19 protein-coding genes are annotated in these 20569 nt (G+C 37.0%); 8 read left to right on the top strand and 11 right to left on the bottom strand.

Features of this window, described 5'->3' with window-relative positions:
• Positions 1-5: 5 nt before the first annotated feature.
• On the top strand, positions 6-584 hold the full coding sequence (locus tag ES948_RS05795; RefSeq protein ID WP_152184001.1) for a ComF family protein: 579 nt from the start codon (positions 6-8) through the stop codon (positions 582-584).
• 3 nt (positions 585-587) lie between these two features.
• On the opposite strand, the gene ES948_RS05790 is transcribed toward ES948_RS05795, so the two are convergent.
• Positions 588-2609: a hypothetical protein gene (locus tag ES948_RS05790; protein ID WP_152184000.1), complete on the bottom strand. Its 2022-nt coding sequence runs from the start codon at positions 2607-2609 to the stop codon at positions 588-590.
• A 191-nt stretch (positions 2610-2800) separates the two neighbouring features.
• Here ES948_RS05790 and grpE point away from each other — a divergent pair, with 191 nt between their 5' ends.
• Both grpE and dnaK read left to right on the top strand, forming a co-directional pair.
• Complete coding sequence (gene grpE / locus ES948_RS05785) at positions 2801-3346, top strand: nucleotide exchange factor GrpE (RefSeq protein WP_152183999.1); 546 nt, start codon at positions 2801-2803, stop codon at positions 3344-3346.
• A 283-nt stretch (positions 3347-3629) separates the two neighbouring features.
• Positions 3630-5516 (top strand): molecular chaperone DnaK, encoded by a 1887-nt coding sequence (gene dnaK, locus ES948_RS05780; protein ID WP_152183998.1) that lies wholly within the window; start codon positions 3630-3632, stop codon positions 5514-5516.
• Positions 5517-5584: 68 nt separating this feature from the next.
• Here the strand turns inward: dnaK and ES948_RS05775 are convergent, their stop codons facing one another.
• On the bottom strand, positions 5585-6157 hold the full coding sequence (locus ES948_RS05775; RefSeq protein WP_152183997.1) for a nitrous oxide reductase accessory protein NosL: 573 nt from the start codon (positions 6155-6157) through the stop codon (positions 5585-5587).
• A 103-nt stretch (positions 6158-6260) separates the two neighbouring features.
• Between ES948_RS05775 and ES948_RS05770 the strand changes: the two genes are divergently transcribed.
• Genes ES948_RS05770 through ES948_RS05750 form a run of 5 tightly spaced genes read left to right on the top strand, consistent with a single transcriptional unit; the run spans position 6261 to position 10733 of the window.
• Positions 6261-6767 carry a protein disulfide oxidoreductase gene (locus ES948_RS05770; protein ID WP_152183996.1) on the top strand — a complete coding sequence of 169 codons (507 nt, stop codon included), beginning with the start codon at positions 6261-6263 and terminating at the stop codon, positions 6765-6767.
• 4 nt (positions 6768-6771) lie between these two features.
• Positions 6772-7683: a vWA domain-containing protein gene (locus ES948_RS05765; protein ID WP_152183995.1), complete on the top strand. Its 912-nt coding sequence runs from the start codon at positions 6772-6774 to the stop codon at positions 7681-7683.
• Positions 7680-9254 (top strand): VWA domain-containing protein, encoded by a 1575-nt coding sequence (locus ES948_RS05760; RefSeq protein WP_152183994.1) that lies wholly within the window; start codon positions 7680-7682, stop codon positions 9252-9254. Before ES948_RS05765 ends, ES948_RS05760 begins: the two co-directional genes overlap by 4 nt.
• Complete coding sequence (locus tag ES948_RS05755) at positions 9235-10380, top strand: BatD family protein (protein ID WP_188109459.1); 1146 nt, start codon at positions 9235-9237, stop codon at positions 10378-10380. Before ES948_RS05760 ends, ES948_RS05755 begins: the two co-directional genes overlap by 20 nt.
• Positions 10380-10733: a c-type cytochrome gene (locus ES948_RS05750; RefSeq protein ID WP_152183992.1), complete on the top strand. Its 354-nt coding sequence runs from the start codon at positions 10380-10382 to the stop codon at positions 10731-10733. Before ES948_RS05755 ends, ES948_RS05750 begins: the two co-directional genes overlap by 1 nt.
• Here the strand turns inward: ES948_RS05750 and ES948_RS05745 are convergent.
• The 9 genes from ES948_RS05745 to ES948_RS05705 all read right to left on the bottom strand — a co-directional run bounded on the left by ES948_RS05745 (position 10730) and on the right by ES948_RS05705 (position 20560).
• Positions 10730-11191, bottom strand: coding sequence for a hypothetical protein (locus ES948_RS05745; RefSeq protein ID WP_152183991.1), 462 nt, complete (start codon positions 11189-11191; stop codon positions 10730-10732). The genes ES948_RS05750 and ES948_RS05745 overlap by 4 nt on opposite strands.
• Positions 11191-11856: a TorD/DmsD family molecular chaperone gene (locus ES948_RS05740; RefSeq protein ID WP_188109458.1), complete on the bottom strand. Its 666-nt coding sequence runs from the start codon at positions 11854-11856 to the stop codon at positions 11191-11193. The genes ES948_RS05745 and ES948_RS05740 overlap by 1 nt, the downstream gene beginning before the upstream one ends.
• 80 nt (positions 11857-11936) lie before the next feature.
• Positions 11937-15224, bottom strand: a complete 3288-nt coding sequence (locus ES948_RS05735; RefSeq protein ID WP_152183990.1) for a molybdopterin-dependent oxidoreductase — start codon at positions 15222-15224, stop codon at positions 11937-11939.
• A 13-nt stretch (positions 15225-15237) separates the two neighbouring features.
• Positions 15238-16140, bottom strand: a complete 903-nt coding sequence (gene nrfD / locus ES948_RS05730; RefSeq protein WP_152183989.1) for an NrfD/PsrC family molybdoenzyme membrane anchor subunit — start codon at positions 16138-16140, stop codon at positions 15238-15240.
• Positions 16140-16775, bottom strand: a complete 636-nt coding sequence (locus tag ES948_RS05725) for a 4Fe-4S dicluster domain-containing protein (RefSeq protein WP_152183988.1) — start codon at positions 16773-16775, stop codon at positions 16140-16142. Before ES948_RS05725 ends, nrfD begins: the two co-directional genes overlap by 1 nt.
• A 256-nt stretch (positions 16776-17031) precedes the next feature.
• Positions 17032-18321 (bottom strand): histidinol dehydrogenase, encoded by a 1290-nt coding sequence (gene hisD / locus ES948_RS05720; RefSeq protein ID WP_152183987.1) that lies wholly within the window; start codon positions 18319-18321, stop codon positions 17032-17034.
• Positions 18321-18752, bottom strand: coding sequence for a thioredoxin family protein (locus ES948_RS05715; protein ID WP_152183986.1), 432 nt, complete (start codon positions 18750-18752; stop codon positions 18321-18323). Before ES948_RS05715 ends, hisD begins: the two co-directional genes overlap by 1 nt.
• Positions 18745-19260 carry a shikimate kinase gene (locus ES948_RS05710; RefSeq protein ID WP_152183985.1) on the bottom strand — a complete coding sequence of 172 codons (516 nt, stop codon included), beginning with the start codon at positions 19258-19260 and terminating at the stop codon, positions 18745-18747. The genes ES948_RS05715 and ES948_RS05710 overlap by 8 nt, the downstream gene beginning before the upstream one ends.
• 10 nt (positions 19261-19270) lie before the next feature.
• Positions 19271-20560 carry a hypothetical protein gene (locus tag ES948_RS05705; protein ID WP_152183984.1) on the bottom strand — a complete coding sequence of 430 codons (1290 nt, stop codon included), beginning with the start codon at positions 20558-20560 and terminating at the stop codon, positions 19271-19273.
• Between the last annotated feature and the right edge of the window lie 9 nt (positions 20561-20569).

Here is a 20569-nt window from a genome sequence, read left to right as displayed (position 1 = left end):
CTGTTATGAAATGTCTGTTGTGTGAGAACTACTCTCTCACGCAGCATATCTGTAAAAACTGTCAAGAGCAGTTTTTACAGCCATCACTCTACAAAAGAAAACTTAACAATGATATCGAAGTACTCTCATTTTACAGATATGAAGATATCAAATCTCTTCTTTTTACAAAACATACTGATATTGGATTTCATATCTACAAACTTTTAGCCAGACTTAGTTTTACAAAATTCGCACGAGAATTTGAGTGGAAAAGTAGAGTTACCTCCATCGCCATCGATGATAATATCAAAAGTGGCTATTCACATACTGCGATTCTCAATAAAGCCCTGACAAGTCAAAATATCAAACCACTCTTTAACAGACTACGAGCACAAAACTCCATCTCCTACTCTGGAAAATCAAAAGTATTTCGAGAGGCAAATCCTAGAGATTTTCAACTCAAAAACTTTAAAGAAAGAGAAGTGATTTTAGTTGATGACATCATTACAACAGGAGCTACCCTGCGTGAAGCTACAGATAAGCTCACGCAGGAGGGAAAAGAAGTTCTTTTTTGTCTGACCTTAACGGATGTCAGTAAAAAATAGCGCTTAGAAAAGCCCTTTTAAAAGATTTCTTACATCTTTACCTAGATGTTTCTCCAGCTCTTTTGTAACAGCTTTAGTCGCCTCTTTTTTGAGTATTTTACTCGCATCAACTTGCACTTTTGGTCGCTCTACGCTGCCGCTTAGTTTTACAACAAGAGGATTGCCGTTAGCGTTAATGTCGATAACTGACTTGATACGTTTTGTTTTTGAGTTGAGATAGGTATCTTTTGTCGTAATCGAAGATGTATTTGATTTGAGATCAAGTGATGCCAAGATATTCTCTTTATTGATATTTGCACTCACATCACCTTTAAAGATCTGTTTGTAGAGGTCAATGTGCGCATACTGTTTCGTAAGGTCAAGAGCTTGATTTCTTGTGAATGTACCGTTTGAGAGAAGTCCTTTAAATGTACCTTTTTGTGCTGAGAGATTATAGTCAAGTTTTGCATCGATATTTGATTTGAAAATCTTTGGATAGATCAGCATATCTAAGATATCAAGAGTACAGAGTTTGTTGATATCTGCATGAAAATCATCATTATGTAGTTTTGCATCCACTTTTCCGCCTGCGATGTTACTATGCATCGTAAAATCCAGATCTTTTGCTTTTTTCAACTCTCCGTTAGCGATAAAATTGCCTTTGAGATGTCGCTCAGTTACAAAGTAGAGCTTCTCAAGATTATGTACCTTTACTTTATAATCACTTTTGAGTGCAGCATCTTTCATATCAAAGTGTGCTTTTTTTACATACAGGTCTGCAAGCGTTGAGAAGATATCTACTTTTGTATCTATGTTGTCCTTATTAAGTGTTGTTGTCGTTGTTGCATGAAAAGTAGTCTTTGGCATTGGTGATTTAAACTTATATGCCTTTGTGAAATATCTACTGTCAAGCAGACCATTTTTTATACGGCTCTTGACTGTCCCTTGTAGGTTTTTCACATCTGCATTACTAATGGCTACATCTAAATCAAACAGTGCATCTGCATAGTGTGGCTGTTTTATCATATAGAGCAGTTTTTGCAGTTTAAGGTCTTTTATATTTGCCCTTACACTCTTTGGCTGAAAATCTTTCAGCACTGCTGCAAATGTTGTTTTTGAATCTGCTATATCACTGCGCCCATCAATGAGCATTTTCTCTTTTGAACCATTCACTTTTCCACTTAGACGTAAATTTCCTCGAATATCTGCACCGGTAATGGGTTTAAGTACTGCAAGCTCCTCTACATCTACACCATATTTTATAGCAACACTCAGAGGCTCTGGTTTTACTTTTCCACTTGATGATATCTTTGCAAGATTTGATTTTAGCAGGTATCGGTAATCTACATCATCACCTTTGAGTTTTGCATCTAGATTCATTGCAAAACGCGTTTTTGGAATAGTAATGCCAAAATCTTTTTTCATAACACTTGAGTTTAAGATGCCCTCTTTTGTAAGTAGTAAGATATCACCATCGAGCTTGTGTGGTGTGATATTTTTAAAGTTCACCTTTAGATCAACTGCCCCGTCAGCATACTTTTTCTCTCCAAGCATATGAAGTAAAGATGATAAGTCCAAATTCTTGATATTGGCAATGATAGAAGTAGGATTAAAATCTCGTAACTCTATATTATAGTTAGTGTTACTTTTTGCAACATCACTTTTTCCATTAACAGTGAAAAATTTCATATCTCCTTTCACTGTGCCATCAGTAAAAAAAGAGTCATTTAATTTTTTCTTCATCAAAGCTTCCAAGCTAGAAAGCTCACGCAGTGCAACATCATAATTGATATCAAATGATTGTGAAAAAAGTGAGTAGGTACCTTTTAGTATTATCGTATTGTTAGGATTAATCTCAAGCAAGATATCAAGCTCGCTCATCCCCATTGAGAAGCGCTTTAACTTACTTGGTAGGTGTATCTGTTTTTGTATCTCTGTCTCAATCATTGGCTTGATTATGCCATTTCCCAAAGAGGTAAAAAGCAGTGTATAAACAACACCAACAAGTAATACTACAATGCCAAATAGCCATCCAATAATTTTCATAATAACTGCTCCATAATTTTATTCTCTAATGATACCTAATTATATATAACAGAGTTTTTTTAAACAAAAAATCATACTTGATATAACTTGACTCAACTTTATTAAATAATAAAATTAAACTTATACTTGACATTATTACGCTCAATATATATAATTACAGTATCTTTTTAAAAAAGGAGTTAACAATTATTATGGCGAATGAAAATAATAAAGAGAATGAAAACATAATTGAAAATGATGAAAACATCTCCGAAGCTGAGGCAGAAGCGGAAGCAGTAGAGAATGAGTTTGATCTTTTACAAAATGAACTAAAAGAATTAAAAGATAAATATGCACGTGTTCACGCAGATTTTGACAATATCAAAAAGAGATTAGAGCGTGAAAAGTATACAGCAGTTGAATATGCAAACGAAAAATTTGCAAAAGATATGATTCCAGTTGTAGATTCACTTCAAATGGCACTCAAATCTGCAGAAACAGATGCAGCGCCTGAGGAGTTAATCGAAAAACTCAAAGAGGGAATCGAACTTACACTCAAGCAGTTTATGACGGCACTTGAAAAACATGGTGTAAAAATGGTAAGTCATGACGAACCATTCGATCCAAACATTCACAATGCTGTTCAAAGCGTTGACCATCCTGAAGTTGAAAGCGGACAGATCGTTGAGACTTTCCAAACTGGATACAAATATAAAGAGAGACCGTTGCGTGAGGCAATGGTAGTTGTTGCGAACTAATTCGCAGCAATGCAACCTAAGTTGCAAAAGATATTTTGAAAACTTAATACAATTACATCGTAATAAAAATAAATAAGTTTTCCGCCTCCATTGGAGGCAAAGACGCCAAGCGTCGTGGGCTTCCTGCCGAAGGCGTAAGTGCCCTCGGGGTGAAACCAAGCGCGCCCTAAAGGAAGTGCCCTTGGGGTATTAGCGTAAGAAGCGGGATTACTCCCGATTCTGTGACCAAAGGGAATGAAAAGGTTCCCTTAAATTTTATAAAATAAAATTAAAGGATAAGAAGATGAGTAAAGTAATAGGAATAGATTTAGGAACAACAAACTCTTGTGTAGCAGTGTATGAAGGTGGTGAAGCAAAAATCATCCCAAATGCAGAAGGTAAAAATACAACGCCTTCCGTCGTAGCATTTACAGATAAAGGTGAGGTTTTAGTAGGTGATCCTGCAAAACGTCAAGCGATTACAAACCCTGAAAAAACTATCTCTTCTGTTAAGAGAATTATGGGTCTTATGATGAACGAGGAGAATGCTAAACTCGCTCAAGATAAAGTAACATACAAAATCGTTGACAAAGACGGTATGGCTGCTGTTGATGTTGCAGGTAAAGTATATACACCTCAAGAGATTTCAGCAAAAATCCTTACAAAACTAAAAGAGGATGCAGAAGCGTATCTTGGAGAAAAAGTAACTGACGCTGTAATTACAGTTCCGGCATACTTCAATGACTCTCAGAGAAAAGCAACGAAAGATGCTGGTACGATTGCAGGTCTTAACGTACTAAGAATTATCAATGAGCCAACTGCATCAGCACTTGCTTACGGACTAGACAGTAAGTCTGATGAAGATGTACTTGTATATGACCTTGGTGGTGGTACATTCGATGTTACTACACTAGAGATTTCAGACGGTACATTTGAGGTACTCTCAACAGATGGTAATGCATTCTTAGGTGGTGATGACTTCGATAACAAAATCGTTGATTTCTTAAATGGTGAGTTTAAAGCAAGTCACGGAATTGATCTTAAAAATGACAAAATGGCTCTACAACGTCTAAAAGATGCAGCTGAAGCTGCGAAAAAAGAGCTCTCAAGTGCGACTGAGACTGAGATTAACCTGCCATTTATCACTATGACAGAAGCAGGACCACAACACTTAGTTATAAAACTTACTCGTGCTAAGTTCGAAGGTATGATCGAAGAGCTTGTAGATGAGACTATGGATCACATCCAAGTAGCAATGAAAGATGCAGATTTAAGCAAATCTGACATCAAAGAGATCATCATGGTTGGTGGTTCAACTCGTGTACCATTAGTACAGAAAAAAGTCTCAGACTACTTCGATGGTAAAGACCTTAACAAATCTGTAAACCCAGATGAAGTTGTAGCTGCAGGAGCTGCTATCCAAGGTGGTGTTTTACGTGGAGATGTAAAAGATGTTCTTTTACTTGATGTTACACCATTATCACTTGGTATTGAGACACTTGGTGGCGTTGCAACAAAAGTAATTGAAAAAGGTACTACGATTCCTGTGAAAAAATCGCAAATTTTCTCAACTGCAGAAGATAACCAACCAGCGGTTTCTATCAATGTAGTACAAGGTGAGCGTGAGTTCGCTAAAGACAACAAATCGTTAGGTCTCTTTGAGCTTACTGACATTCCAGCCGCACCACGTGGTGTGCCACAAATTGAGGTAACATTCGATATCGATGCAAATGGTATCTTAACGGTATCTGCAATGGATAAAGGAACTGGTAAAGAGCAAAAAATCACAATCAGCGGAAGCTCTGGACTTAGTGAAGAAGAGATCAACAGAATGGTAGCTGACGCAGAAGCTCATAAAGCTGAAGATGAAGCTAGAAAAGCATTAGTTGAGCTTAAAAACCAAGCAGATGCACTGATCGCTCAAACTGAGAAATCTATGACAGAGATGGGTGATAACCTTGATGCTGGTGAAAAAGAGAAAATTGAAGCGGCTATCAAAGATCTTCAAGAGGTTCTTAAAGATGAAAATGCAACAAAAGAGCAAATTGAAGAGAAAGTAAAAGCACTTACTGAAGCAAGTCACAAAATGGCTGAGCAGATGTATAAAAAAGAGCAAGGCGGTGAAGCAGGAGCTGCAAACCAAAATGCTAAAAAAGATGACGATGACGTTATCGATGCAGAGATAGAGTAAGCACTCTCTCTTTTTAATCACAAAGCCCTTTGGTTCTTTTGAATCAAAGGGCTTTTTTTATGTAAAGACTATTTTTGAAAGTCTTTTTTAGCTTCCTGCCACGCAGAATAAAAATCTAAAATTTTCCCACCATGTTTTTTTTGAAATGCTTTTGCAGCATCCAAAGATTTAAAAGCATACTTACTCACAGAGCTCATAGTACCCGGCACATCACTTCCCACTACATAAAAAGCTTCAGTAACCGGAATGAATTTTAATGTTGTCACATCAACAACCATAGGATTTTCAAGCTCTGCCCCCTCATTGATATGTGCTGTAAGACAATGGATTGAGCAGTATTGGATATTTTTACCCTCTAATTTGGCAGCATGACTTGTTTTATAAAACTTGGTTAAGTTCATTCCACAAACAGCACAGTGCTCTTTTTTCTCACCTTTTTGCACGAGAATAGCATCTTTTGCATCGACTGTTTGAAACATCTTTTGCATTTTTGGCTTTTTGGCATCTTTTTTCAATGCTACTTCTTGAGTTTTTTCTTGTTTTGCAGCTTCAGGTTTTTTATCGGTTTTTACATAGGGCGTAATATTTTGACAGCCGCTCATTATCAGAACTGATAATGAAAAAAGAAATATTTTTAACATCAAACATCCTTTAGGGCACATCTAAGAACTTTAGTTCTTAGATGTGCCCTTAATTTCTTATAATTTTATCAAATTATTATTACATTAGTGTTAAGCTATCTCTATGAATATAACTACAGAAAAAATCAAACATTATTTAAAAGAGATACTCTATTTTATTATTACCATTACGATTGTGGCAAATGCTATGAGTCTCTACCGTTCACAATCTCTCAGTAGTGCACCATTAGAGATGCGTTCTTTTAAACTGATTGATAATAGTACCTACTCATTAGACAGTAAAAAACCAATACTCATACATTTTTGGGCGACTTGGTGTCCAACCTGTAAACTCGAAGCTGCAAATATCAACTTTTTAAATAGGTACTATCAGATTATTACTATTGCTGTAAAATCAGGAAGTGATTATGAGATAAAAAAGTATCTTGATAAGCACGATTACCATTTTAAAGTTGTCAATGACAAAGATGGTTCACTCTCACGTAAGTTTAAAATAGCCGCTTATCCAACAACATTTATTTACGATACAAAGCAGCAACTCCGTTTTAGTGAAGTTGGTTATACATCAACATTTGGACTTTGGTTACGTCTTTTATGGGCAGGTCTCTAGTTCTATGCATAACTTTGAGTTTGAGTATCCTTATGCCTTTGTTCTGCTTTTGTTAATTATCTGTATCTACAAATGTCCGCAAAGCATCAAAGAGATAATCTTTCCACATACTGAGCTTTTTAGTAAAAAAACAGCGTTTATAAGCAGAGACAAGCTGCTCTATTCTCTCATCTTGACACTGCTCGTGACGGCCCTTGCCTCTCCTCTTAGTTACGATCAAAAAAGTTCCAACAAACGCAAAGGCCGTGACCTTGCTTTTGTACTTGATACCAGCGGTTCCATGGCAGAGAGTGGTTTTGACAAAGAGGAGAGCCAAAAAAAGAAATTTACAGTTCTAAAAGAGCTGCTCAATGAATTCATTGCAAAACGGTATGATGATAATGTCGGTGTAGCGATATTTGGTAGCTATGCCTATGCTGCAATACCACTGACTTATGATATGAACAGTATCAAGTTCCTACTGGATTTTTTTGATGTCGGTATAGCAGGTGATTCTACCGCCATCGGAGAAGGTCTTGCAAGTGGATTGAGAATCTTACAAAAAGGAGAGGCAAAAGAGAAGGTCATTATCTTAATAACAGACGGGTATCAAAACAGTGGTTCTATCTCTGTAAAAGAAGCTGTAGAGCGTGCAAAAAAAATGGGTGTGAAAATCTATGCGATAGGTATAGGAGAGAAAAACTCTTTTGATGCGAAACTGCTTTCTCTCATTGCCAACAACACAAAGGGGAAAATGTTTGCAGCTACAGATGCACAGATGCTTCGTGATATTTATAAGTCTATAGATACATTGGAACCAAGTAAAATACGTTCACAACACTACCTGCACAAGCAATTGCTCTATATCTATCCTTTGGCAGCAGCAGGAATTTTACTTGCCTTTTTACTCCTTAAATATAAAGAGGAGTTAGTATGACACTTCTCTATCCTTGGGTTTTATTTTTTCTCTTACCACTCTTTTTGCTTTATAAGAACAGTAGCACTGCTGAAGAAAGCTATAAAAAACGCCAAAAAAGACTCTTTTATCTCGCACTTTTTTTTATTCTATTAGCACTCAGCAGACCTGTTATCATCAAAGGTTTTAATGAACAAAAGTTTGATGCAGAGGATTTTATCATAGCGCTTGATGCTTCTTACTCAATGCAGGCTGATGACCTTACTCCCTCACGTTACGCAGTTGCCAAACAAAATATCCAAAAAGTCATAGAGTCTTTAAATAGAGACCGCTTTTCTCTCTTTGCTTTTACAACAAATGCGATGCTTATCTCTCCTCCAACAACGGACACAGCTATCAGTATGCAGGCACTGAACTCTCTTGAACCAAAGTATATCCTTACAAAGGGAACATCCCTTTTAGCACTTTTTGAGACCATTGCAAAGACCTCCTTTGAGAAGAAAAAGCTCCTTATATTTTCTGACGGAGGTGAAGATCATGATTTAGAATCTCTCATAAAAATCTGTAAAAAGAATACCATCATACCCTATATCGTTGCTATTGGTTCAATAAAAGGGACAGTACTGAAAAAAGATGGAAAAACCTTAAAAGACAACAATGACAATCTTGTAATATCGAGAATAAACCCTATCTTAAAACCTTTGGCACTTGAGTGTGGAGGAAAGTATTATGAACTGAGTTCGAGTGATGATATCTCACGCAGCCTCATCGCAGACATCAAAACAGATACTAAAACGAAAGAGACAAAAGTAAAAGAACTAAGCTATACAGAGCTATTTATCTACCCACTTTTTATAGCACTCATCCTCTTTTTCATGGCTGTGACAAAAATTCATCAGCTCTATCTGTTTATTCCTCTGCTCTTTATGCCACATCAGACCCATGCTTCTACACTTTTTGATTTTTATTACCTAAAAGAGGCTAAACAAAGTTTTAAGGCTGCGCAATTTGACAAAAGTGCAGATGCCTTTTTAAAAACAACACCATCTGTTGCAAGTTACTATAATGCAGCAGTAGCTTACTATAAAGCGAAAAAGTATAAAAAGGCTATAGAACTTTTTACAAAAATAGAGTCAACAAACCCTCAAATAAAACAAAAAATTTACTATAATCTAGGTAATTGTGCTGTAAAATTAAAGAAATATGACAGAGCAAAGATTTACTATCAAAAAGCACTTGGACTCGGAGAAGATAAAGATGCGAGAGCCAATCTCTTCAGACTCTATCAACTCCAACTCAAAGAGGGTGTAGATATCTCCGATATGCTCCCAAAAAATGAAGTCAAGAAAAAAACAGCTGCAAGCAAAAAAGAGAATGTAAAAAAAAAGAGATCAAAAAGTTCTTCTTCTAGCTCAAATGCAAATCAAAAGGCCTCACAGAAAAGTGCAGGCTCAGGTGCGAACAAGTCAAAGAAAAAAAAGAGTAAAGCTATGCAGAGCAGCAAAAAAACAAATAAAGAAAAATACAAAATAGGCTATAAAGTCTATGAGCTTATCAATAAAGGATACACAAATGAACAACATCCTTGGTAGGATAACCCTTTTACTGCTCGTACTAACACTGCAGAGTTTTGCATCTCCGCTTGCAGATTTCAAACTCACTGTAAACAAAAAGAATCCTTTTGAAAAAGAGGCTGTAGAGATCAGCTTTGTAGCACATCAAAAAGACAAAATAGATGTAATGTTCTTTTTTCTTACACCAAAAAAGTCAAAAGATTATAAGATAGTACTTTTACAAAAAGAGGCAGAAGAACTTGCTTACCATGAGAAAAAAACAAGGTTCAGATATCTTCTCTTTCCACTCAAAAGCGGTAAAATCACTGTGGGTTTTGACTTCATCATAAAAGTTGCAAGTGATCAGGCTGTTGCACAGGTTTATGAAGGAAGCCGTGACAATGTAAAATGGATTGAAACAGATAATACTGAAGTAAAAGTGCAACCACTTGAACTCAATGTCAAAAAACTTCAACGTGATGTTGCTTTAGTTGGTGATTTTAAACTCTCATCAAAAATCGACAAAACCTCTGTCAAAGCATATGAAAGTGTCAATATCAAATACTATCTTCAAGGTATCGGTTTTGATGAGTTTAGTATAGAGCCTATAGAGAAGATAGCAGATGTAGATATCTTTAAAGATGTCATAAAACACTACAACAAAGCAACAAAAGATGGCTATAAAATACAAAGAGAATTTAGCTATGCGCTTGTTGGTACCAAAAGTTTCACAATTGCTTCCAAAGAGATACACTGCTACTCTCCAAAGAACAATCTCTACTATTCTCTTAAAACAAAAGAGTATAAAATAACTGTAAAAGAGCTACCGAAATCTGAACTTCTCGATACAACTGATTATCCTAAAAAAGAAGACTATACAGAGGAGATAAAAACATTCTTGATCTACCTGATTATCTTCTTGGCCGGTTTTATAACAGCAAAGATAAAAATACCTCTTATGAGAAAAAACAAAGAAGAGTTTTTGGATATACAAAATGCAAAAAATGCAAAAGAGTTACTTTACATACTGATGCACTCTTACACTGCTTATAATTTGGAGAGCTATTATAATGAGCTTGAGAATATGGTTTATCATAAGAATCAAACCAAAGGTTTTTCTACTATAAAAAAAGAGATACTAACAACGATTAAAAAGAGGAAATAATGAAAGCTAGTTTACTTTTTATTCTTATATGCAACTTGCTTAATGCCTCAGTGTATGAACAAGGAAAGGACCTTTATTACCAAAACGGATGTAATAACTGTCATGGTACAGAGGCAGAAGGAAGCAGTTATTACCCTAGACTTGCAAATAAAAAAGAGGGTTATCTGATCGAAAAGCTCGAAGCATTTAAAAAAGGAGAGGCAAAATCACAAAAGGCTGAGATAATGTTCACTTTTGCAAAAGGATTAAATGAGAAAGAGATTGCTGCTATTGCAAGCTTTCTCTCTACATTTGAAAAAGATACCAGCGACAAATATGAAATCAGTGATGATATCTTAGGGAGTGTGGATTAAGTAAAGAACTCCACATACACTTTATCTAGATATTTTTTTGCTGCATCAGCTTTTTTTATCTTCGCATCAAATATCTCTTTTGTTGATGGATACTTTTCAGCGTACTCACGGTACATATCGCATTTCATATCAATATTTCTCTTAAACTCTGCAACGAGCTTCTGCATATCATCAGGTGTTCCAACCCACTGCATAAAGCGTTTAAACATACGCTCACGCACATCAAGCGAAAATGATTCATCAAGCTCTGCAGCCATCGCCTTCAGGTCCCAACGAGAAAAGTAGACACCACTTTTTACCGGTGGCATGACCTCTGTATAAATTGCTGCTAGATAATCAGGATAATCTTCATAACTCTCCTCATCTGTCACACATCCATCTATACAGCTTTCATCCTGTATACCTCTTTGCAGTGATTCAAAGTCACTTCTTAAATCATTTAAATCTTTGATATCCATTATTTAGACTCCTCTACTGCCAAGTGCTTAAAATCACTCTTTTTCAATTTGCTCAGATACTCAAAATCACTCAAAATAAACTCTAAAGCCAAATCAGCTGCATCAAAATAAAGAGCCGTACCTGCTTCACTTTTTACATTGAGTAAAAACATTGGTGCCCACTCAACAAGATGCTCTTTTAAAAAGTTATACTCTATCTCTGCTATCTCTGATGCAACTTCATAGGCACCATCTTCAAGTGCTCTGTACTCAGCTTCACAAAGTTTGAACATAAACTCTAACTCTACACCGATATGATCACCCGCCATAACACGAGCCTGATCAAGTTCAACTCTAAAATCAAAATCATTATAAAGTTTTTGAACAGGGTTTTCACCACCTGTTTCCATCATTTGGTCTTCTCTCATATAGAATGACTCATAGGGTACTAAATGAAGTAAAAAGAGATTAGTAAAATCAACATTAAGATAACGCTCTATCAAGTCTTTGTTACTCATACTTTTACGCTTATCCCACTTTTGGAAGTTTGGGAAGAACGAGAGTATATTTTCATCTTTTAGTATTAACTCTAATAACTCTTCATCAATTTCATTCATTAAAATTCTGGAAATCAGGGCATATATATTTACGCGTGCTGATTGTTCTGTCAAGATCTCTTCTTGCATAATAGGATGTACCTTTGGATAATTATTTGTTTTGTAGAAGTATATTAAAGCCACACTTGAAGTGGGCTTTAATAAGTAAATTAAGCTTTAATATGAACCTCATAAGCTTTTTTAGAGAGAGGAACCGCTGGACGTTTAATGAACCACGGACGTCTTTCTGTATCATTATGATCAAGTGGACGAGTAAGTTGATCTCTCCATGCTTGGTAAACTTTGAAGTTGTTTTCATAGTTTACATAGATATCACCAATTTTGTCACTTGGTTGTGCTTTTTCAATCACAACTTTTAAATGCCATGCATGGTTACCCGCAATTGGATCCGGATGAGAAGGAGCAACAGCATTTTGCCATGCACCACTTAGACCATCCCACCAGATGTTGTCAAGGTCTTTATTAAACTCTTTGAACTGCCATAGGTTATGACCTGCATGACGTTTTTGAATTCCCTCTGCTGGTTTTAGTGTTCCAATTTTACCGTCATTTGTCATATCATAACGAGGAGCACCAACACCCATGATTCCAAGAGCATGCTCAAAACCAGGAATATTTACAGCATCTTTAAGTTTCCAACGACCAGCGTGGTGTGAACAAGCAAGTACACCAGGACGTGTTGCTTCTGTTGGAACAGCCATACCTACAAAGTAACCAGAATCAAGACCAGATACTGTATCTGTTACATTAACACGGATAGCATCTCCACGCTTGATTCCAAGTTTCTCTGCATCTTTTGTATAGATCCAAACAGGGTTATGGTTTTGTGAAATCTCCATAAGATGTTTCGAGTTTACAGAACGTGTGTGAATGTTGTATGGTAGTCTAAATACAGTATTTAGAGCAAACTCATTGTCACCTTTCATCATTGTATGGTGCACCTGTGTTACAACATGCTCCATTTTCTTTAACTCTTTTTCATTACGTGGATATACAGGAATTGCATATTCCGGCCATTTCCACTCAGCAAACCACTCAGAGAAGAACTCAAGTTTTTTACTTCTTGTGTGGAAACCTGCTAGTATTTTATCATCTTTTACAAGACCGATAGAGTGTTCACGTCCATCATGTTCAACCCATAAAGCACCAAACTTATCTTTTTTCACTTCATGTTTAGGATATTTTTTACCATGCGCATAAACATAATTTGCATCAACTTTAAGTTCTTCCTCTTGTGGTTTGTACACATTAGTTTTCTCAGTCCATGCACCATGATCTCTCATGTAAGCATATACAGGGAACTCTTCAGTTGGATACATTTTCGTTGCAGTCTCTTTCAATCTTGGAAGAAGACTCATAGCCGCATCAAAATACTCAGGTACTGTAACAGCACGTGATGGATCTTTCTTAGAAGCCCAATATTTTCTGATACCTAAACTTCCATCAGGATCAATATGGTGAACCATAATGTTCGCCCAGAATTCTGACTCTTCCCAAATCTCACCAAGACCATACTTCATATGTGCTTCAAGTGTCGCACGTGCAGGATCTTTTGCTTTCCAACCCATTTTTTCAGCTGCAACACGAAGAACTGCCTGACGGAATTCAATACGCTGCTCTGGTTTCGATGGTGTAGACTGCTGATCATTTCTCTCACCTGCAAGACCAACCGGTAATATATAGTCACAGTACCAGTTTGTCTCAGACCAAGTTGGAGAGAGGTTAAAAGACATCTCAATTTTATCTTCACGTTTAAGTGCTTCGATCCATCTGAAACCATCTGGATTAATCCATACAGGGTTATACATACGTGGCATCCAAACTGCAAGTTTCTGAGGAACTTTTAGACCTTTTTTGATCCATTTTTGTTGCCACTCTTCATCCATTAGAAGGTGAGGCATGATATGACTCATCTCATACGATGAAATTGGATATTCTGGCGGCCATGCAATCTCATTCCAAACATCTACTTTAGGAGGTCTCTCACCTGCAACTGTAGCTTTGTCACCTTTACCACCAACAGAGATTTCATGCCAGTGGTGGAAAGAAGTACCACCGATATCACCACGAAGTGCTCCACGAAGTGCTAATGTTAAGAAACCTGCACGTGTGATCATCCAACCACCACGGTGTCCAATCGGACCTGCACGCCATAGATATGTTGCAATCTTATCACCTGCATCTATATACATTTCCCAAAGAGCATCAAGTTTATGTTCCATACCTTCAAGTTTACACTCTTTAGTTACATACTCTTTCGTATATGGAGAATAAAGCTCTTTTATCATTTCAATGAAAGATTCATAACTGTCATCTTTTGGCATTTTAGAGATATATCCATTACCAAGCATATGCTTTTCAATATACTCTCTGTTCGCCATTAGACGATCCCAGTTTACCCACTCTTTAAAGAACTCATGGTTTACTAAATCTTCACCATTTAAGTCTTGTTCATGTAATACACGGTTTGCCAAGTAAAGGTAAAGTGCAGTTTCTGTTCCTGGCCATGCAGGAATCCATAAGTCAGCCATACCTGCAGAGTTACTCATTCTAGGATCGATTACAACCATTTTTGCACCACGTTTACGTGCATCTGCAATCAGACCAGCTGACTGTTGGAAGTAGTGACCAGCATCTGCTGCGTGAGATGATTGTAAAAAGATCAATTTTGCATTTGCCCAATCCGGAGAGTTTCTATCATCATTTGCCCATTGAATAGTACCTTGACGTGCACCTGCAGAACAGATATTTGTATGTGAATCATATCCATCAAGACCCATAGTATGTGGTACACGGTGACCGAAACCATTCTCATTAGGACGACCAACGTGGTACATAATTGATTTTTTAGAGATCTCATCACCCACTTTAAGTGTGTCATGCATCTTCTTACCGATCTCTGCCATCGCTTCATCCCAAGTTGTACGGATCCACTTACCTTCACCACGTTTAGAACCTGGTGCACGCTTGAGTGGAAATGGGATACGATCTGGATCGTACATTTGAGAAAGTACTGCATAACCTTTTGCACAGTTTCTACCACGAGAACCAGTATGCAATGGGTTACCCATATACTTTCTTACAGTCATAGTCTCTTTATCTACCCATGCAGTAAGACCACAACCAGCTTCACAGTTTGAACAAACTGTTGGAACGATTGTATAATCATTTACTTGGATACCATCTGGGTTTTCAGCACTTCTTACACCATGGCGCTCAATACCACCACGTTTCCAGTCAGTTCCGTCTAACTCTTTAAAGCTATCCCACTCAGCTTGATCCGGGTAAAATGAGATCGAATCAGGTGTGTTTGTAAACTTTGAGTTTGTAACTGATTCAGCAACTGCATCAGTTGCAAATACACCCTTAGCTATCGCTACACCAGCAACACTAAATGCAGCACCTTTTAAAAATGTTCTTCTACTTTGTAAATACATTTATATTTTCTCCTTAACTAAGTGGTAATAACTGTGGAATTATTAGCCAAACATGTTTAACTACCCACAGACCTACGATTGCTAAAATAGCCGCAAGATTTAAAATAGCGCTACTTTTACTAACACGTGCAAGTGCTACAAGTAACATTGGTAAGATATATGCAACCCACTGTCCAATCCAGAACATCGTAGCATATTCACCGTCACCTTTTACATAATGTAAAATTGCTGCAACTTCTTCTGCTTTCATAGCACCAAAAATATACTCTGACATATAGATAATAAACGCCATCAAAGCAGATAAACCTAAAATAGTACCAAAGAAATCTTTTGTATCATCACTCAGTTTGCTTCCACCAAGTAAAATAATAGCTGCAGAACCTGAAAGAGTCGCTGCTAAAATCATCTGCGCCGCTTCTGTTGGCATTTGCCATAGCTCACGAGCAGTAGCCTCAGCCATGATTCCTGCAGTATAAAGTGTTACAGGGATTGCTAAAATTGTTGTCCAAAAAAGCAGTTTGTCATAAGTAACAGTGTCTTTTTTGAAAAGCATAACAACAATCATTAAAGATTCTAAAGCAACAAATATTGAAGCCATCCATGCACCTACTGTAATAGCAGAAGTCCAGTGAGGATAGAAGAATATATGCCACATTCTAAATGGTTGGTGTAAGTCTGCAAGTGTAAATAAAAGGAAAATGTTCATCATAATGAATGAAACAATCATTGCAGAAAGTCTTAAACCCTTCATCTCTTCAGGATTACGTCTTAGTAACAAGAAAAGCATAAATACTAAACCAGTACCGATACTCTTCGCCCACATATTCATTGTAACATACCAACCCCAAAATACGTCTGGTATCGCCACATCTAAAGTAACCACTGCATTTGTTGCAGCTAAAGTTTCATGTACCATTAGTGATGCCCTCCTAGTGGAAGTTTTGTTATATTGTTAAATAAGTTATAACCTTCTTCTCTTTCTGATGCAAGAGGGTTCAGATTAACTTGGCTTGCTCCAACATAATAGTGATGAGGATTCGTACCTTTTTCCGGTTTACGAACTTGCACATCTCTGTTATCTTGAATATATCTAGAAATATTTGAAGTTGGATCATCTAAGTCACCAAAAATATTTGCTTCAACTGGACATGCAACAACACACGCAGGCATCATAGAAGAAGCAATACGGTGTGCACAGTATGTACACTTATCAGCTGTTTGTGTTTCAGGGTCAATATAGATAGCACCATATGGACATGCCATTACACAACCAGCACAACCAATACATCTCTCTTTATCAATATTTACAATTCCATTTTCAATATAGTGAAGAGCAGATACCGGACAGATTCTCTCACATGGAGCATTCTCACAGTGATTACATCTAAGCGGTGTAAATGTTCTCTTAGTCTCTGGGTATGTACCCACGTCTACATATTTAACACGAAGTCTCCATGTACTAAGTGGAACTTCATTTTCCACTTTACATGCGATCTCACAACCTTTACATCCCATACATAGATGTAAATCAACTAGGAAACCTAATTGCATATATTCTCCTTTGGCCCATTAGGGCTTATTTAAGATTTATAACTACGACTTATTTACATTAAAAGAAGCCCTTATGCGCGACATTTCGAGCTTTTTTTACTATGTCTATATTAACGAACAAAGCTTAAAGAAGTTATAAATTCGTGATAATTTTGTAATAGAATTTTTCGGATGGGTATATTTAGAAAAGTAATATTTGAGAGGTTTATACTAGTTATAAACTTAAGTTTTGTAACTAGTATAAGAGTTTAAAAAGCTATTTTAATCGTACTCTGACAGACTGTTCATGTGCAGTAAGACCTTCTGTATTTGCAATGAGGGCACACTCTTCACCTATCTCATTGATGGCCTTTGAACTAAATGAGATAATCGAGCTTTTCTTCATAAAGTCTTCTACACTAAGCGGTGAATAGAATTTTGCAGTCCCACCTGTTGGGAGTGTATGATTTGGTCCTGCAATATAATCACCTATCGCTTCTGGAGTATTATGTCCTAAGAAAATGGCTCCAGCATGCTTAATGTATGGAAGCAGTTCAAACGGACTCTGCGTTGCAACTTCTAGGTGCTCCGGTGCTATCTCATTCATCAGTTTAACAGCTTCATCCATATCTTGTGTTACTATGATTGCTCCACGCTCCTCTATCGACTTTCTAGCTATATCCTCACGTGGAAGTTTTTGCAGCCAGTTTTCAATCTCCACTTGAACTGCATCAGCCAATGTCTGTGATGGAGTAATTAAAATCGAACTTGCCATCTCATCATGCTCCGCCTGAGAGAGCATATCAATTGCCATATGATTCGGGTTTGCGCTCTCATCTGCTAAGATCCCTATCTCACTTGGACCTGCAATCATATCGATATTTACATCCCCAAAAACCATCTTCTTCGCAGTTGCTACAAAGATATTTCCAGGGCCGGTAATGACATCAACTTTAGGAATACTCTCTGTTCCGTATGCCATGGCAGCGATTGCTGATGCACCACCTACTTTATAGACCTGCTCAACTCCACAGAGGTGGCATGCTGCTAAAAGAAGCTCATTAGGTTCATTATCCGGTGTCGGTGTACATACAACGATATTTTCCACACCTGCAACCTGCGCAGGGATAACATTCATCAAAAGCGATGATGGATATGCAGCTTTTCCACCAGGGATGTAAAGTCCTGCAGAATCAACCGGAGTTACTTTTTGTCCAAGGATTGTTCCATTTGCTTCAGTGTCAAACCATGATTGTGGTTTTTGTTTTTCATGATAGACTTTGATTCTGTCATAGGCAAGATGCAACGATGCTTTTAATTTTTCATCCAAGTTATCATATGCTTTGCTCATAGATTCCTGAGAAATTTTCAAATCTTCATCACTTTGCGGAGTCCAGTTATCAAACTTTGCTATGTGAGAGAAAAGTGCTCTGTTCTTATCTTTTTTTATCTCATCGATAATACCGCCGACTATTCCTGAAACATGGGCGATGTCCATTTTCCCACGTCCAAGAAGTTCTTCAAACTTTTTATCAAAATCATTATCTGTTGATTTTACAAATATCATTATTTTTGTACTCTCTTTTTATTTTTATCAAACTCTTCTTTTACAATATAGAGTGCTTCTAAAAAAGCATCTTTTTTGATGTATCCAAGCAGTGGCTGATACATCGGTGTTCCATCAGAGTAAAGAAACCAGATTCCCGGTAACCCCGGTGTGCTTTGACGAATATCCATTGGGATATAATCTCCCTCATTTGTCCACGAACGGATTGCTATAAAGTTTTTATTTAACTCTTTGACGACTTTCGCATCTTTAAGTGTTGTATTATCCAATAAGATACAATATTTACATGTATCACGTGAGATAATAAACAAAACCGGTCTGTTTTGCTTTACTGCAGCTGCGATACCACTTTGATAATCTTTGGACCAATCTACTTCTGCTCCAAAAAGAGTAGCACTGAGAAGTACGCCTAATATAATCTTTTTAAACATCTTTTTTTACCTTTTTTAAAAGTTCTTTTGAGCACTCTTTTGCACTCTTGTCTGTCACATCTATAACTATGTCTGCTAGTTTTAAATATTCTGGTCGTCTCTGTTCATACAGCTTTTGTGCAGCCTTAAGATCAGAAAGCAGTGGTCTTTTTTTCAGTTTTTTAGCTGCATTTGGATGTTCTTTTATTCTTTTGATGATAGCATCAAATGGAGAATCTAGAAGTACAATTGTACCTATTTTTTTTAAATTTTCTTGTTTATAGAATCCACCACCCGTTGAAATGAGCGTATTTTTCACACTTGACTCCAACCATTTCGCTATATTGTTCTCTAACTTTCGGAAATATTTTTCACCTTCCTCTTCAAAAATGGTTTTTATTTTTCTGTTTTCCATGCTCTCTATCAAATCATCTGTGTCAATTGCAATATAATCAGAATGTTTGACAACCTCACGGGCAACACTTCCTTTACCAACTCCCATAAATCCAATCAGTACTATATTTTTCATCTTTCTCACTTTATGTCATGCTAAAAGCACTCATATCAAAATCTGGTTTTTTCTTTCTTGTTGCACGATATATCCAAACCGGTGCTAAGATATTATACTCTAGTATTGCCATACTCACGATAAAAGAGAGTGATGACGGCATAAGAAATCCTGGCATATAAAAAGAGAAGACAAAACCTACAAGAGAGAGTATAAAGAGAACAAACTGCAGACGTGAGAGATTTTTGTTTATCATCTCATTCATTGTCGGAATCGTCATATATCCAAGAGCATTCAGATGGAACCAGACCAAAAACGGCACAATCTTATAGAGCATCCCAAGCATAATGGAGAGAATAAACCCGCCACCGATAAGAATCCCTACCATTACAATATACTCATGTTTGAAAAACTCGTCATATATCCAGAGAAACGAACCAAGTGTCAAAAAGAGACTCGCAGCTCTCCAGTACCATACCGTTACATCTGAGACCGGTCTCTTTCTTTTGTTGAACTTTATCCACACCGTTGTTGCAAATGCCCAAAAAAATGTAGCTATCCAGAGTTTTGCATACAGAGCGTACTCTTCTGCGAAAATACTCAGCACCATCCATATCAAAAGCCCCGTAGAGATAAGTAAAACGACTCTTCTTTTACAAAACTGCTTAAAACGCGGAGCTACATAAAACATCGGCAGTACTTGAAAGGCCACACCGATTATTAAAATACCGGCAAAACCAAAAACAGCCCAGACACTGTGGATATTTGCCACGATATAATGCAACTCTGTCACATCGTTCTCACCATATCCATAAAGTAGATAAACACCCATCAGAACAATCATAAACGCAAATATAAGACTGACCAGCATCCCTTTGATACTTGCAGTAAAATGCTGGACACCTTTGATGGCATAAAGCATACTCCCAATGATCACAAGAAATCCACTCCCAAGAAGAAGAGATGCAAGCCACAATAAAAGCGTGTTACTCATCTCTAAACCAAATGCCATACTGAAAAGTCCCAACAGTAATGCTGCATGTGAAAAGGTAGCAACTGTTTTTACTTTTGGGATATTGGCACTTGCAAGGACCGGTAGCATCTGCGTGAGTGCCCCTAGCATAATGGAACCAAAAACACCTATAGTTATAAGATGCGCAACTACAATAGCATCAATAGAGTAACGGCTCATTAAGGTAGCAGAATCACTAAAAAGTAGTAAAACACCTGCTAAGATACCAAAAATAGGTGCCGTTATAAAAAAACGAAGTGGTGCTAAAATGGGAGGTGCTTGATCTATAGATAAGCCATTAAAATCCAAAGCTTTTCC

It is taken from the genome of Sulfurimonas indica (assembly GCF_009192995.1).
GTDB lineage: Bacteria > Campylobacterota > Campylobacteria > Campylobacterales > Sulfurimonadaceae > Sulfurimonas > Sulfurimonas indica.
The sequence above is the reverse complement of the archived record's forward strand: the minus strand, read 5'-3'. Positions and strand labels throughout refer to the sequence as shown.

Bases quoted from the DNA above. Each gene is read 5' to 3' on its own strand.
- nrfD (WP_152183989.1), bottom strand. From the start codon at position 16,140: ATGGTACATGAAACTTTAGCTGCAACAAATGCAGTGGTTACTTTAGAT.
- ES948_RS05750 (WP_152183992.1), top strand. From the start codon at position 10,380: ATGAAAGCTAGTTTACTTTTTATTCTTATATGCAACTTGCTTAATGCC.
- ES948_RS05795 (WP_152184001.1), top strand. From the start codon at position 6: ATGAAATGTCTGTTGTGTGAGAACTACTCTCTCACGCAGCATATCTGT.
- dnaK (WP_152183998.1), top strand. From the start codon at position 3,630: ATGAGTAAAGTAATAGGAATAGATTTAGGAACAACAAACTCTTGTGTA.
- grpE (WP_152183999.1), top strand. From the start codon at position 2,801: ATGGCGAATGAAAATAATAAAGAGAATGAAAACATAATTGAAAATGAT.
- ES948_RS05740 (WP_188109458.1), bottom strand. From the start codon at position 11,856: ATGCAAGAAGAGATCTTGACAGAACAATCAGCACGCGTAAATATATAT.
- ES948_RS05745 (WP_152183991.1), bottom strand. From the start codon at position 11,191: ATGGATATCAAAGATTTAAATGATTTAAGAAGTGACTTTGAATCACTG.
- hisD (WP_152183987.1), bottom strand. From the start codon at position 18,321: ATGATATTTGTAAAATCAACAGATAATGATTTTGATAAAAAGTTTGAA.
- ES948_RS05710 (WP_152183985.1), bottom strand. From the start codon at position 19,260: ATGAAAAATATAGTACTGATTGGATTTATGGGAGTTGGTAAAGGAAGT.
- ES948_RS05770 (WP_152183996.1), top strand. From the start codon at position 6,261: ATGAATATAACTACAGAAAAAATCAAACATTATTTAAAAGAGATACTC.
- ES948_RS05725 (WP_152183988.1), bottom strand. From the start codon at position 16,775: ATGCAATTAGGTTTCCTAGTTGATTTACATCTATGTATGGGATGTAAA.
- ES948_RS05735 (WP_152183990.1), bottom strand. From the start codon at position 15,224: ATGTATTTACAAAGTAGAAGAACATTTTTAAAAGGTGCTGCATTTAGT.
- ES948_RS05765 (WP_152183995.1), top strand. From the start codon at position 6,772: ATGCATAACTTTGAGTTTGAGTATCCTTATGCCTTTGTTCTGCTTTTG.
- ES948_RS05715 (WP_152183986.1), bottom strand. From the start codon at position 18,752: ATGTTTAAAAAGATTATATTAGGCGTACTTCTCAGTGCTACTCTTTTT.
- ES948_RS05760 (WP_152183994.1), top strand. From the start codon at position 7,680: ATGACACTTCTCTATCCTTGGGTTTTATTTTTTCTCTTACCACTCTTT.
- ES948_RS05755 (WP_188109459.1), top strand. From the start codon at position 9,235: ATGAACAACATCCTTGGTAGGATAACCCTTTTACTGCTCGTACTAACA.
- ES948_RS05790 (WP_152184000.1), bottom strand. From the start codon at position 2,609: ATGAAAATTATTGGATGGCTATTTGGCATTGTAGTATTACTTGTTGGT.
- ES948_RS05775 (WP_152183997.1), bottom strand. From the start codon at position 6,157: ATGTTAAAAATATTTCTTTTTTCATTATCAGTTCTGATAATGAGCGGC.